We start from the raw sequence: 12,017 nt of genomic DNA, 5'->3' as shown, positions 1-12,017 counted from the left end.
GCGCCGAATCGGGCAGCTTGTGACAGCGCTGCGACCATAGGAGTTGACGTTTTGGCTGTCAACGCCGCCTACGCCGCAAGCGCGAAGGAGGCGGAATTGCATCAACGGTTTGCACCCGGAACCCAGAGCACGTCGGCCGTTCCGTTCGCGTTCAGTTTCCGGCCCAGGACGAACAGATGGTCGGACAGGCGGTTGGCGTACTTGACCGCCGCCGGGTTGACCGGTTCCGACTCCGCCAGCTCGGTCATCAGCCGTTCGGCCCGGCGCACCACGGTGCGGGCCAGATGCAGGTGCGCCGCCGCCGGCGAGCCGCCGGGCAGGATGAAGGAGGTGAGCGGGGCGAGGTCAACATTCATCGCGTCGATCTCCGCCTCCAGCCGGTCCACCTGCGACTCCAGGATGCGCAGCGGCGGATAGGCCGGGTCCTCCGCCTCCGGCGTGCAGAGGTCGGCGCCCAGGTCGAACAGGTCGTTCTGGATTCGCGACAGCATGGCGTCGGTCTCCGGCTGGTCCGCGGTGTGGAGGCGGACCAGCCCGATGACGGCGTTCGCCTCGTCCACCGTGCCGTAGGCGGCGACGCGCGGGTCGTGCTTGGGCACGCGGCGCCCGTCGCCGAGCGAGGTCTGGCCGCGGTCCCCGCCGCGGGTGTAGATGCGGGTCAGCTTGACCATGGTTCCTGCGTGTATCCTCAATCAGCCTTGGGTCAGGATGGCGAGCAGGAACAGCACCAGCGCCACCCCCTGGAGCGCCACGCGCATCCGCATCGCCCGGTTCGATTTGCGCGAGTCGCCCTGTCCACCGCGCGCCATGAAGAACAGCCCGGAGAACAGCGACGCCACGACGAGGCCGAGCGCCACGATCAGCAGAAACATGACGAGTCCGTTCATGGCGCCATACTACCCCACGGTCCAGGTTACGCCTACACCGGCCAATCCGGCTACACGGCCATTCCGATGCGAGGCGCCTGTTGCGCTGACGCCCGGTCTTCTTACATTGTCGCGGACGACCCGGACGGCGAGAGGAATTCGGTATGCGGCGGCGGAGTTTCCTGAAGGCGGCGGCGGCCACCGGGCTGGTAGCCTCGGCCGGAGCCTTTCTGACCACGCGCCGCGCCGCGGTGGCCCAGCCGTCGGAGATGCTGGCCGCCTTCCCCGACCGGTTCGTCTGGGGCGCCTCCACCTCCTCCTACCAGATCGAAGGGGCGGTGACCGCGGGCGGGCGCGGCCCCAGCGTGTGGGACACCTTCAGCCATTCCTTCGGCAAGGTGGCGAACGGCGACACCGGCGACGTGGCCTGCGACCATTACAACCGCTACGCCGGGGACGTGGACCTGATGGCGAAGGCGGGGATGAACGCCTACCGCTTCTCCGTCGCCTGGCCGCGCGTCCAGCCGACCGGCACCGGCCCGGCCAACGCCGAGGGGCTGGACTTCTACGACCGGCTGACCGACGCGCTGCTGGCCAAGGGCATCGCGCCCTGGCCCTGCCTGTACCATTGGGACCTGCCCCAGGCGCTTCAGGACCGCGGCGGCTGGACCAACCGCGACATCGCCGGCTGGTTCACCGATTACGCCCAGCTCGCAGCCGCGCGGATCGGCGACCGGGCCAAGCACTGGACCATGCTGAACGAGCCGTCCGTCCACGCCATCTTCGGCCACGGGCTGGGCGGGCACGCGCCGGGAATGACCGGCAAGGGCAACTATTTCAAGGCGATCCACCACCAGAACCTCGCCCAGGGCATGGCGCTGAAGGCGTTGCGCGCCGCGGGCGGGGCCAAGGGCTGGCAGCTCGGCACGGTGCTGTCGCTCCAGCCGGTCTGGCCGGTCGGCGGGCTGGACGCCAATTACGCGGCCTCGCTGATGTGGGATGCGGTGTGGAACCGCGCCTGCCTCGACCCGCTGCTGCGCGGCGAGTATCCGGAGCTGCTGCGCGACGGCTTCGCCCCGCTGGTCAAGGCCGGCGACCTGGAGGCGATCCGCCAGCCCATCGACTTCCTGGGCATCAACTATTACAGCCGGATGCACCAGCAGCCGGACCCGGCGGGCCTGTTCGGCACCGGCTACGGCTCCCCGCCGGAGGGCACGCCGACGACCGGGATGGGTTGGCCGGTGGAGCCCGACGGCATCGCCGAGATCCTGATCGAGCTGAAGCAGGAATACGGCAACCCGCCGGTCTATGTGATGGAGAACGGGGCGGCTTATCCCGATCAGACCGGGCCGAAGGGTTTCGTCCAGGACAACGACCGCATCAGCTACCTGCGCCGCCACATCCTGGCCGGTCATCAGGCGTTGGAGGAGGGGGTCGATCTGCGGGGCTGGTTCGTGTGGAGCCTGCTGGACAATTTCGAGTGGGCCGAGGGGTACCAGCGGCGTTTCGGCCTGATCGAGGTGGACCGCCAGACCCTGGAGCGCCGTCCCAAGGCCAGCTACCACTGGTACGCCGACGTGATCCGCAGGAAGGGCGTTCCGACCTCGGCTTGAGGGGGCCGGCTTGAGGGGGCCGGGTTAAGGGGGCCGGGTTAAGGGAATGGGGCTGCGATCATGGCGCCTGTTGCCGCCGCCCAGCCGACGCGCTTCGCCATCCAGAAGGCGCGCGGCAAGGGCTGGAAGACGCTGGAGGTCGGCGAGGACCTGGACCACGCCCGCGCGCGCTTCAACCTGATGGTGCGGGTGAACCCGCGCGCCTATTTCCGCCTGATCCAGCTCGACCACAACGCCGGGGCCGGCGGCGACGGGATGGAGTTCAGCTGGAGGCTCATCGAGCTGCACGACCCCACCCAGGGCGGAGCGGCCGGGCCGGGGCCGAAGCCCGCTCCGGCGAGGCCGGCGCCCCGTGTGGCCGCCAGGGGTGCGTCCCGGGCGCCACGGCGGCGGGAGACGGTGCCGCTGCCGCTGCGCTTCTATGCGGCGGTGGTGCTGGCGGGGCTGCTGATCGGCGGCGTGCTGTATCTGCGCTATGGCCTGCCGGGGCCGTGACGGGCGGTCAATCCTCGGCGGTGTAGCCTTTGCGGCGCATGCACAGCGCGAAGATTTCCTTGCGGTAGCGGAACTGTGGGGTTTCCGGCAACGGGCGGTAGGGATAGCCGCGCAGCCGCATGGTGTTGTCCACCTGTTCGGTGCACTCGTCGTAGGCGGCGGTCGCCGTGGTCTCCGTGGCCGTCCATTCCCGGTAGGCCGGGGTGCTGCCGCAGGCCGCCAGCATCAGCGTTCCGCCCGCCAGGATCGCGTGTCTCAAGGTCGCCATGCCATGACCTCCCGCAAAGCGCCCAACAAGGTGCCATGTGTGGATCTATACCACGTTTTTGCGCGCGCATCGGTTAACGGATGGGGAATGGACCGGCCCTTCCGGGTGCCGCCGGGGGAGGGGGACCTGATGCCGCCGCAACGCAGGCGCACAAAAATCGCGCCCGGAAATCCGCCGCAATCTGGTAACACGGTCGCGCATCCACGATAGTGGGTCGGCGATGGTCGGTTGGCGTCTCGGACGGAGGATGGTCATGACGGGTGGTTCGCACCGCGCGCGCCGCGCGGTCGCGTTGGCTGTGGTGGTGCCGGTTCTGGCGGCGGGTCTGCTGGCGGGCGTTCCGGTGTGGGCGCAATCGACGGCGGACATCCAATGGGCCCAGACCATCCTGAAGGATAAGGGCTACAACATCGGCGGGCGGGCCAACGGCCAGATGCACGCCGAGACGAAGGCGGCGCTCGGCAAGTATCAGGCCGCCCACGGACTGCCGGTGACCAACCAGCTCGACAAGGCGACCATCGCCAAGATGATGGGCGAGCGGGAGGGCAAGGCCCCGGCGACGGTCGGAAACCTCGCCCAGCAGAAGATCGGCGGCGGCGGCCCCGGGCAGGCGCCGCGCGAGCCGCAGCGCGAGGTGGTGCCCCGCGCCGCCCCCACCCAGCGGATCGACAGCGGCACGGGCAGCGTCGGCGGCGGCGCCCAGTTCAGCGCCGGCCCGCCCGTGACCAGCAGCAGTTCCTCGTCGGGCAGTTTGTCCGGGGGTGGCCCGTCCGGCGCCCCCGCTGCGTCGGCTCCCGCCGCGTCCGCCACGACGTCCGCGTCCGGACAGGGTCCGGTGCCGCAGGCCGCACCGCGGGCCAGCGTCACCGCGGCCACCCCGTCCGGGCAGCCGGTCCCGGTGGTCGAGCCGGCGGCGGACAGCGGGTCGATGCTGCCGGGCTGGGCCGCCAACGGCGCCCGCTACGGGGTGATGGGCGTGATCGGGGCGACGGTGCTCGGCATCGGCTTCGCGTGGTGGCGCAGCGGGCGGGCCAACGCCTCGCGGCCGGTGCCGCGCAACGACGGCCCGCGCGACCAGCGCCGCGAGCCGAGCTTCGGCAGCGGCCGCCGTCGGGAGGAGCTGACCACCGGAGCCCTGCCGCCGCTCAGCAGCGGCGGGCGCGGGCGGCGGTAGGCCGCGGCCTTCTCAGGCAACCCTGTTTTAGGCCATCTGGGACATCGGGCACAGGGTGTTGCCGCAGCCGGACGGGTTGCAGGCGGGCATCGGCGCGGGCGACGGCTTGGATGCGCCGACGCGCGGCGCCATGATCGCCTTCGACACCTCGGTTCCGCCGCAGGACGGGCAGGACAGTCCGTCGGCCTTTTGGGTGTCGTAATCGGCCATGTTTCTGAACCACTGTTCGAATTCGTGGCCGCAGGCGCAACGCAGGGCATAGAGGATCATCGCGGGGTCCCCGGGGTGGATGGGCAACGGATCGGCGGCGACCATGGCCGAGCTTCGCCGTTGCCCGCGATGAGGTGGATCAAACCGCTGCGCTCCGGTCCCGTGAGCGGGTTTACTGCGGTCGTTCGGACAGGGCGACGCCTTCCGCGCTGGGATAGACCGACAGCAGCCGCATCGGCTTGTCGCTCAGGTTGCGGCCGCTGTGCCACGCCGCCTGCTCGATGTAGGAATCGCCGGCCTTGTAGACCTGCGTCGGCATGCTGTCGCTGGCGATGGTCAGCTCGCCCTCCAGGATGTAGATGAACGGCGAGACGGCGTGCCGGTGGCGGATGATCTCGCCGCCGGGCGGCAGCTCGACCAGCCGCGCCGTTACCAGCGGTGTTCCCTCCGGGTAGGCGAAGGCCTTGCCGTCCGCCGTGGCGGTGGCCTGAAGCAGGGTCTTGACGATCGGCCCCGGTGCTGCCGCGGGCTTGTCCTGCGCCGAGGCCGCGCCGGCCAAGGCGATGAGCGCCGTGGCGGCAAGGGCGGCGCGCTGGATGGCCGCCGTCCGCAAACAGGTTCTTACGATCATCGCGTGCGCTCCATGCCGTGGTTTCGAAAAGACACTGGCTGCCTATCCGTGGCGGCACGTCGAAAATGGAGAATAATAGCGATGAAACGCAACCAATTGTCGCGGCCTGCGGCGAAGTGCGGCATCCCGGTGCCGTAAAACCTCAGCGGTGGGTCGTCACTCCCACCTGCCGGCACATGGACAGCATGGCGCAGGTGGAGCAGCGCGGGCGGTCGCCGGTGCAGATCCATTTGCCGAAGGGCACCAGCCGCTCGTTGATCTCCACCCAGTAATGGCGGGGCAGCAGCTCCATCAGCGCGACCATGGTGCGCTCCGGCGTCGGGGCGGCGACGAAGCCCCAGCGGTTGACGATGCGGTGCACATGCACGTCCACCGCCACCGCCGGAATGCCGAATCCGACCGCCAGGGTCAGCGCCGCGATCTTCGGGCCGACGCCGTGGAAGGCCATCAGGGCGTCCGGCGTGTCGGGCACCTCCCCGCCGTGCTCCGTGATGATCCGCCGGGACAGCGCCCGGATGTCTCGGGCCTTGGGCTCGGGAAAGGTCGCGCCGTCGAGAAGGCGGGTCAATTCCTCCGGCGTCAGGGCGACCATCTGTTGCGGCGTGCGCGCCACCGCGAACAGCCGCTCGCACACCACGATGGTCGTCTCGTCGCGCGTCCGCGCGGAGATCAGGCTGCCGACCAGCTGCTCGAAGGGGCTGCCGTAGCCGCGGTCGCGCAGCGCGAACATGGCCGCCTTCGGGCGTCCGGCCACGGCCTGGCGCAGGCGCCGGAACGCCTCGTCGATGTCGAAGGGGTCCTTGTCGGCGAGAGGTGGCGCGGAGCGCAGAGGCATGATCGGTCGCTGGCATGGTGAAGGGGGCCACACCGAAACAGCGGACAGGGCAGGGTTGCTCCCCATTCCCCTTCGCGAGGCTGTGCAATTTCAGCGAATTAGCAATCCTTAAATTAGGAGAGGCCGGAGCCCATGGCGACGGAGGCGTTTGAGCAGCTCGCCGTGAACAAGACCGGCTGAGCCGACGCGCCTACCCGGCGCTGGAGAACAGCGGCCGGCGCAGGCGGCCGGCGGCGATGTCGGCGCGCAGCGCGCCGGCGTCCATGGCCTGGATGCGCTCCAGCTCCGCCTTGTTGGCGTCGATGAAGGGGTTCCGGTCGGTCGAATTCTCGGGCCGTGCGTGTTCCAGGTGATAGAGCGGCCCTGGGACCCGCTCGACCCGCAGGCCCAGCTTGCGCAACCGCTCGACGATCTCGTCGTCCTCATAACCCCAGGAGACGAAGCGCTCGTTGTAGCCGCCGGCCTCCAGCAGCGCCGACCGGTCGAAAAAGGCGCCGCCGCCCGGCGAGTTGCGGTGCATCAGGGGGAAGCGCGGGCAGACCGCGTTCAACGGGGCCGCCGACAGGGTGTGGCCGAAGCGGTGGACCTCGCGCCCCAGAATCCAGAAGAACAGCCCGTTGTAGGGAAAGGCCATGGCGGCACCGCCGCGCACCGCGTCGCGGGCCAGCGCGTACTGCACGGGATCGACCACGACGTCGGTGTCATGCAGGGCGACGATGGGGGTGTCCGCCGCCTCGACCATGCGGTTGAGCAGATGGGCCTTGTGGGTGAAGGGCGTGTCGTTGCCGGTCAGGTGCAGGTGCCGGCAACGGGCGGCCAGGTCCGGCCCCAGCGCGTCGGCGACGTCGCTCGGCCCCGCCTTGTCCTCGCCGATCAGGACGGTGGTGTCGGCGTGCTTGAGGAGAAAGGAGACGATCCAGCGCAGGTTGCGCTTGCGATCGGCGCTGTCGGCGCGGAAGGGGACCAGGACGGTGACGTCGCGCAGGTCCAGCCGCCCGTCCGGCCCGGCCCCGTCAAGGATCGCCCGGCGGGCACGGAAGGCCGCGGCCTGCACCGCCAGCCGCTCCCGCGACCCCTCGTCCCGCGGATCAATGGCCAACGCCATCTCATAGAAGGACACGGCGGCGCCGGGGCGGCCGAGGTCGGCCTCGATGTCGCCCTTCTGCCGCCAGCCGGGGACGAAGTGAGGATGGCGGGCCAGCAGCGGGTCGAGCACGTCCAGCGCCTCACCGAGGCGGCCGATGGCCTGCAGGGCCTCGCTCAGGTGATATTCGCCGTCGGGAAAGTCGGGGCGCAACGCCAGCGCGCGGCGGTAGGCCGCGATCGCCTCCTCCGTCCGCAGGGCGACGTGGAGCAGGGCGCCCAGGTTGAAGTGCGCGTCGGCGTCCCCGCCATCCCGCTCCACCGAACGCGCGATCATCGCCAGCCCGCGTTCCCGGTCGCCGCCCAGCGCCGCCAGCAGCCCCAGCCGGTGTAGCGCCTCCGGGTTGTCGGGATCGGCGTCCAGGATCCGGCCGTACAACGCCACCGCCTCGGCCTGCCGCCCGGCCTTCAGATGGTCGAGCGCGATGCCCAGCGCCTCCTCGATGGTCGCCATTCGGTGGGGTCCGTTTCGTCCGTGTGTCGCCTTCCGGTGGATTCCACTTTGACACAAAGGCAATTGCGGGGAAATCATCCGCTCCGGGACCACGCCTCAGGGAAACACCCGATAATGAACGATCATCGCATCAGCAAGAATGGGTCCATGGGAGGACTCACCCGCCGTCAGTTCGGCACCGCCGCGGCCTCGGTCGCCCTCTCGGCCGGCGCGCTCGCCGCCTTCGGCCGGGCGCCGGCCTTCGCGCAGGGCGCCGCGCTGAAGGTGGGCGTGCTGCTGCCCCGCTCCGGCCTGCTCGCCCAGGCCGGCCAGGCCTGCCAGCGCGGCGCCGAGATCGCGCCGGCCATCCTCGGCGAACTCGGCTACAAGGTCGAGATCCTGTCCGCCGACACCGAATCGAACGTCGACGTCGCCCGCTCGCGCGCCGAGAAGCTGATCAACGACGGCGCCAACGTCATCGTCGGCGCCTTCGACAGCGGCCAGACCGCCGCCGCCGCCCAGGTCTGCGAACAGCGCGGCGTGCCCCTGGTGATGAACATCGCCGCCGCCGACCGCCTGACCGAGCAGGGCTACAAGACCGTCTTCCGCAACTTCCCGACCTCGACCATGCTCGTCACCAACGGGCTGGCGCTGATGAAGGACCTGTTCGCGGCCAGCGGCGTCACCCCGAAGACGGCGGTGTTCCTGCACGCCAACGACACCTTCGGCATGGCGCAGAAGCAGGCGATGGACGCCCTGTTCCCGAAGCTGGACATGCCCTTCGGCATCGTCGACAACATCTCCTACGACCCCAAGGCCCAGGATCTCGCGGTCGAGGTGGCGAAGGCCAAGGCGACCGGCGCCGAACTCGCCATCGTCACCACCCGCGCCAACGACGCCATCATGCTGGTGCGCGAGATGGTCAAGCAGCGCTGGGAGCCCAAGGGCATCGTCTCCCCCGGTTCGCCCGGCCTGTATGACGAGCAGTTCTACAAGGTGCTGGGCAAGTACGCCGACTACGCCATCACCAACCTGCCCTGGTACGATCCCAAGGCGGAACTGACCAAGCGCGTCGAGGCGGCCTTCAAGAAGCAGTATCCGAACGACCGTTTCGAGGGCTACGCCTTCAACGTCGCCTTCACGCTGGAGGCGATCCTGGTGGCCGCCGACGCCTTCAAGCGCGCCGGCACCGCGGAGCCGGCCACCCTGCTGGAGGCGCTGCGCCAGACCAACCTGAAGGACAAGATGATGGTCGGTCCGGCCATCACCTTCGACGAGAAGGGGCAGAACACGCAGCTCATCTCCGCCTGCCTGCAGAACCGCAACCTGCGTCCGACCGTGGTCCTGCCCAAGGGCTCGGCGGAGATGGACCCGGTGTTCCCGATGCCGGGCTGGGGCAAGCGCGCCTGATCGAGAGCGTGTGAGACGGGAGGGGCGCGGTCGCAAGGGGCCGCGTCCCCTCCCTTTCCTTTACGCCGTCTGGGCTTCCAGCGCGTAGGCCAGCAGCCGTTCCACCGAGGCTCGGCGATCGCCGGCCGCGGCGAACCGGGCGCGGGCCTCGGCCGACTGCCGGTCGCGGACCGCCGGATCACCGGCCAGGGCGGCGGCGCGCTCCAGATAGGCCGCGTCGTCGGCCACGGTGAAGGCCGGACCGGCCACGGTCGCCACGTCCCCCGCCGCGACGGTGACCACCGGAACCCCGTCGGCCAGCGCGAAGGCCGCGCTGCCGCCGCCGCCCTGGCGGCGCGGGTTCAGGTAGGCGGTGGCGTGGCGGTGCAGCGCCCGCACATCCTCCACGTCGCCCAGCGCGTGGACGCGGTCCGCGTTGCGCAGGGCGGCGATGCGCTGCGGCAGCGACTCCACGCCCCCGGCGACGGCGATCCGGGCCTCCGGCAGGCGGTCGAGGAGCGAGTCGACCAGCGCCAGGAAGTCCGGCCCGGCCTCCTGGTCGAGACGGTTGCCGACCACGAGGAAGAGCGGCCCGGCTTCGGGAATGCCAAAATCGGCGCGGCTGCGTTCCGGCCCGGCGGGCGGCAGGGTCCAGCCGAAGGAGAAGGGGCGGAAACGTTCCGCCATGTCCACCGGCCAGCCCTGGGTGGTGTCGGTCTCGCCATAGCCCAGCACCAGCCGGGCCATCGACAGCGGCAGGCCGGAGGAGGTCGGCAGGCAGACCACCGGGCGCGCCCCGGAGAACAGATCCGCCACCACGTTGGACCCGCCGAAGGCGACGATGACGTCGGGGTCGAAGCCGTCCACGTAATCGACGATGGCGTTCACCTTCTCCTCGTCGAAGCGCTTCTGCGGGAAGGACATCATGCGGACCCGCGCGCCGAAGGCGGCGATGACCTGCTCGCCCTCATACTCCTCGGTGATGTTGTAGGAGTATTCGGGGACGAAGCCGTTCTCGCCGGTGATCGCCATGGCGTTCGGGTTGATGATGACCACCTCGCGCCCGAACTCGTCCTGCAGTCGGCGGGCGAAGTCGAAGGCGTCCGCGGTTGGCTGGTGGCCGGCGCCGAGCATCTGGTTGGTGATCAGGGCGACCCGCCTGACCTCGCCCCGCGGCGTGGCGCGCTTCATGCGGCGGCGCAGGTGGTAGCGCAGGGCCGTCTCGTCCACCATCAGGCGGTAATAGTCGGTGAGGTTTCCGGACTGGAACGCGCCGGCGTCGCCGGACCGCGCCGCCCCCTGGAAGAGCTGCATCGCCATGCCCCAGAAGGCGTAATGGATCGACGGCACGGTGAAGCGCATCGGGTCTTCCAGCACGGCGTTCGTCAGCGCCTCGTAATGGGCGACGTCGCCGTCGAGCAGGAACAGCAGGGAATGGCGCCGCATCACGTCGCCCATGGCGTATCCCGCATCGACCTCCGCCGCGGCGGCGCGGCGGGTCTCGTCGTCGTAGCGGCGGATCAGCCCGGCCAGCGCGCTGACGTTGCCCCAGCCTTCGCCCTCGTTGGTCAGCAGGGTCAGGGCGCGGGCGAAGCTCAGAGCCGCCTCGCGGGTCTGGCCGGTGGCGTGCAGGGCGTGGCCCAGATTGGCGTGCAGCAGGGGCGAGGTCGGGTCGCCGGCCACCGCCCGTCCGATCAGATCCACGGCCTCCGCCGGCCGCCCGCTCTGCAGGCCGATGACGCCGAGCAGATGCAGCGCGTCCGGATGGCCGGGGGACGCCGCCAGCACCTCCCGGTACAGGCTTTCCGCCTCCGTGGTGCGGCCGGCGCGGTGGTGTTCGGTCGCAACGGCCAGCGTCTGTTCGATGGTGTCCATGGTCGGCGTTCCTGCTGCTTGGTCCCTGACGGCATGTTTACGCGCTTTTAGGGCGGATGCGCTGAACTTTTCCCATGCAGCGCACCGCGACATTCTTGTGGCATCTTTTGCCGACCGCAACCCTGGCGATTGCGCTCGCGCTCGTTTCGCCCGATGGCCTGCGCGCGCAGGACACGGCGGCGGCCGCTGGAACCACCGCCGAATCCATGCCGCCGCGGCGAATCGTCATCAGCCTGACGGAGCGCCGGCTTCATCTGCTGGAGGAAGGACGCCCGCCGCGCTCCTTCCCGGTCGCCATCGGGCGGCCCGGCGTGGCGATTCCGCTGGGGGACAGCCAAGTCCTGCGCAAGCGGCGCAACCCGACCTGGCGCCCGACCGCCAACCAGCGCCGGGACAATCCGGCGCTCCCGGCGTCGGTGCCGCCGGGGCCGGCGAATCCGCTGGGCAAGTTCGCGCTCGACCTCGGCTGGACGGCCATCGCCATCCACGGCACCAACGAGCCGGATTCGGTGGGCCGCCGTGCCAGCGGCGGCTGTTTCCGCATGCTGCCCGCCGACATCGCCGCCCTGTTCGAGGCGGTTCCGGTCGGGACGCCCGTCCGAGTCGTCGCCGGGCCGGCGGCCGTGCCGCCCCCGCAAGCCGCCGCCCTTGCCGCCGCGCCGCTCGCGGCTGCGCCACCCCCGCCGCCGCCCGAGAAGGCCGCGTCGCCTCCTCCCGCCATCCTGCCCGATCCGCGTTGCGCCACGGCCGGGGCGCCGCTGCGCCGGATGATCTGCACGGTGCCGGAACTGGCCGCGCTGGACGGTCGGGCGCGTGGGCTGCAGCAGCGCCGCCTCGCCGCCCTGCCGGCGGAGCGCCGCGACGCCGCGGCCTACGCGCTGCTTCAGGAGGAGCGCCGCTTCGACGACCGCATCACCGCCCGCTGCTGGGTCCGCCGCGGCATGGAGGAGGACCCGGCGGTCGCCGCCGCCGCGCGGGCCTGCCTGGGCGACGCCCTGACCGAGCGGCTGGAGGAGGCGAAGCGCCGCTGATTGCCGCCGGATCCGCACAGGAAACTTGTCACGACTACGAAGGACTGCTACGCC

13 protein-coding genes are annotated in these 12,017 nt (G+C 70.6%); 5 read left to right on the top strand and 8 right to left on the bottom strand.

Annotation, left to right across the window (positions count from 1 at the left end; translation table 11 throughout):
• Positions 1–101 precede the first annotated feature (101 nt).
• Both D3869_RS18530 and D3869_RS18525 read right to left on the bottom strand, forming a co-directional pair.
• Complete coding sequence (locus D3869_RS18530; protein ID WP_137141366.1) at positions 102–671, bottom strand: cob(I)yrinic acid a,c-diamide adenosyltransferase; 570 nt, start codon at positions 669–671, stop codon at positions 102–104.
• Between the two features lie 21 nt (positions 672–692).
• Positions 693–887 carry a twin transmembrane helix small protein gene (locus D3869_RS18525; protein WP_137141365.1) on the bottom strand — a complete coding sequence of 65 codons (195 nt, stop codon included), beginning with the start codon at positions 885–887 and terminating at the stop codon, positions 693–695.
• A gap of 143 nt (positions 888–1,030) precedes the next feature.
• Here D3869_RS18525 and D3869_RS18520 point away from each other — a divergent pair, with 143 nt between their 5' ends.
• Complete coding sequence (locus D3869_RS18520) at positions 1,031–2,479, top strand: GH1 family beta-glucosidase (RefSeq protein ID WP_137141364.1); 1,449 nt, start codon at positions 1,031–1,033, stop codon at positions 2,477–2,479.
• Positions 2,480–2,539: 60 nt separating this feature from the next.
• Entirely contained in the window at positions 2,540–2,974 is a 435-nt protein-coding gene (locus tag D3869_RS18515; protein WP_137141363.1) for a hypothetical protein, read from the top strand.
• Positions 2,975–2,981: 7 nt separating this feature from the next.
• On the opposite strand, the gene D3869_RS18510 is transcribed toward D3869_RS18515, so the two are convergent.
• Positions 2,982–3,242 (bottom strand): hypothetical protein, encoded by a 261-nt coding sequence (locus D3869_RS18510; protein WP_114861872.1) that lies wholly within the window; start codon positions 3,240–3,242, stop codon positions 2,982–2,984.
• A gap of 253 nt (positions 3,243–3,495) precedes the next feature.
• Between D3869_RS18510 and D3869_RS18505 the strand changes: the two genes are divergently transcribed.
• A complete protein-coding gene (locus D3869_RS18505) occupies positions 3,496–4,416 on the top strand; it encodes a peptidoglycan-binding domain-containing protein (protein WP_137141362.1) in 921 nt (306 codons plus the stop codon).
• Positions 4,417–4,443: 27 nt separating this feature from the next.
• On the opposite strand, the gene D3869_RS18500 is transcribed toward D3869_RS18505, so the two are convergent.
• The 4 genes from D3869_RS18500 to D3869_RS18485 form a co-directional block, all read right to left on the bottom strand.
• The gene (locus D3869_RS18500) at positions 4,444–4,731 is read right to left on the bottom strand and encodes a DUF1178 family protein (protein ID WP_432613414.1); all 288 of its coding nucleotides are present in this window, start codon (positions 4,729–4,731) and stop codon (positions 4,444–4,446) included.
• Positions 4,732–4,798: 67 nt separating this feature from the next.
• The gene (locus D3869_RS18495) at positions 4,799–5,257 is read right to left on the bottom strand and encodes a cupin domain-containing protein (RefSeq protein ID WP_137141361.1); all 459 of its coding nucleotides are present in this window, start codon (positions 5,255–5,257) and stop codon (positions 4,799–4,801) included.
• A 142-nt stretch (positions 5,258–5,399) separates the two neighbouring features.
• Entirely contained in the window at positions 5,400–6,092 is a 693-nt protein-coding gene (locus D3869_RS18490) for an endonuclease III domain-containing protein (RefSeq protein ID WP_137141360.1), read from the bottom strand.
• 190 nt (positions 6,093–6,282) lie between these two features.
• Complete coding sequence (locus tag D3869_RS18485; protein ID WP_137141359.1) at positions 6,283–7,689, bottom strand: tetratricopeptide repeat protein; 1,407 nt, start codon at positions 7,687–7,689, stop codon at positions 6,283–6,285.
• 147 nt (positions 7,690–7,836) lie between these two features.
• Between D3869_RS18485 and D3869_RS18480 the strand changes: the two genes are divergently transcribed.
• Entirely contained in the window at positions 7,837–9,078 is a 1,242-nt protein-coding gene (locus D3869_RS18480; protein WP_247895778.1) for an ABC transporter substrate-binding protein, read from the top strand.
• Between the two features lie 60 nt (positions 9,079–9,138).
• On the opposite strand, the gene D3869_RS18475 is transcribed toward D3869_RS18480, so the two are convergent.
• Positions 9,139–10,932, bottom strand: a complete 1,794-nt coding sequence (locus tag D3869_RS18475) for a tetratricopeptide repeat protein (RefSeq protein ID WP_137141357.1) — start codon at positions 10,930–10,932, stop codon at positions 9,139–9,141.
• Between the two features lie 107 nt (positions 10,933–11,039).
• Here D3869_RS18475 and D3869_RS18470 point away from each other — a divergent pair, with 107 nt between their 5' ends.
• Complete coding sequence (locus tag D3869_RS18470) at positions 11,040–11,963, top strand: L,D-transpeptidase (protein ID WP_247895777.1); 924 nt, start codon at positions 11,040–11,042, stop codon at positions 11,961–11,963.
• Positions 11,964–12,017: the final 54 nt, after the last annotated feature.

Source organism: Azospirillum brasilense (assembly GCF_005222205.1).
In the GTDB taxonomy this organism is placed as follows: domain Bacteria; phylum Pseudomonadota; class Alphaproteobacteria; order Azospirillales; family Azospirillaceae; genus Azospirillum; species Azospirillum brasilense_G.
This window is presented reverse-complemented; position numbering and strand designations above follow the sequence as displayed.

Coding starts and splice junctions, on each gene's coding strand:
- D3869_RS18495 (WP_137141361.1), bottom strand. CDS start 5,257: ATGATCGTAAGAACCTGTTTGCGGACGGCGGCCATCCAGCGCGCCGCC.
- D3869_RS18525 (WP_137141365.1), bottom strand. CDS start 887: ATGAACGGACTCGTCATGTTTCTGCTGATCGTGGCGCTCGGCCTCGTC.
- D3869_RS18515 (WP_137141363.1), top strand. CDS start 2,540: ATGGCGCCTGTTGCCGCCGCCCAGCCGACGCGCTTCGCCATCCAGAAG.
- D3869_RS18510 (WP_114861872.1), bottom strand. CDS start 3,242: ATGGCGACCTTGAGACACGCGATCCTGGCGGGCGGAACGCTGATGCTG.
- D3869_RS18485 (WP_137141359.1), bottom strand. CDS start 7,689: ATGGCGACCATCGAGGAGGCGCTGGGCATCGCGCTCGACCATCTGAAG.
- D3869_RS18500 (WP_432613414.1), bottom strand. CDS start 4,731: ATGGTCGCCGCCGATCCGTTGCCCATCCACCCCGGGGACCCCGCGATG.
- D3869_RS18530 (WP_137141366.1), bottom strand. CDS start 671: ATGGTCAAGCTGACCCGCATCTACACCCGCGGCGGGGACCGCGGCCAG.
- D3869_RS18475 (WP_137141357.1), bottom strand. CDS start 10,932: ATGGACACCATCGAACAGACGCTGGCCGTTGCGACCGAACACCACCGC.
- D3869_RS18505 (WP_137141362.1), top strand. CDS start 3,496: ATGACGGGTGGTTCGCACCGCGCGCGCCGCGCGGTCGCGTTGGCTGTG.
- D3869_RS18490 (WP_137141360.1), bottom strand. CDS start 6,092: ATGCCTCTGCGCTCCGCGCCACCTCTCGCCGACAAGGACCCCTTCGAC.
- D3869_RS18520 (WP_137141364.1), top strand. CDS start 1,031: ATGCGGCGGCGGAGTTTCCTGAAGGCGGCGGCGGCCACCGGGCTGGTA.
- D3869_RS18480 (WP_247895778.1), top strand. CDS start 7,837: ATGGGAGGACTCACCCGCCGTCAGTTCGGCACCGCCGCGGCCTCGGTC.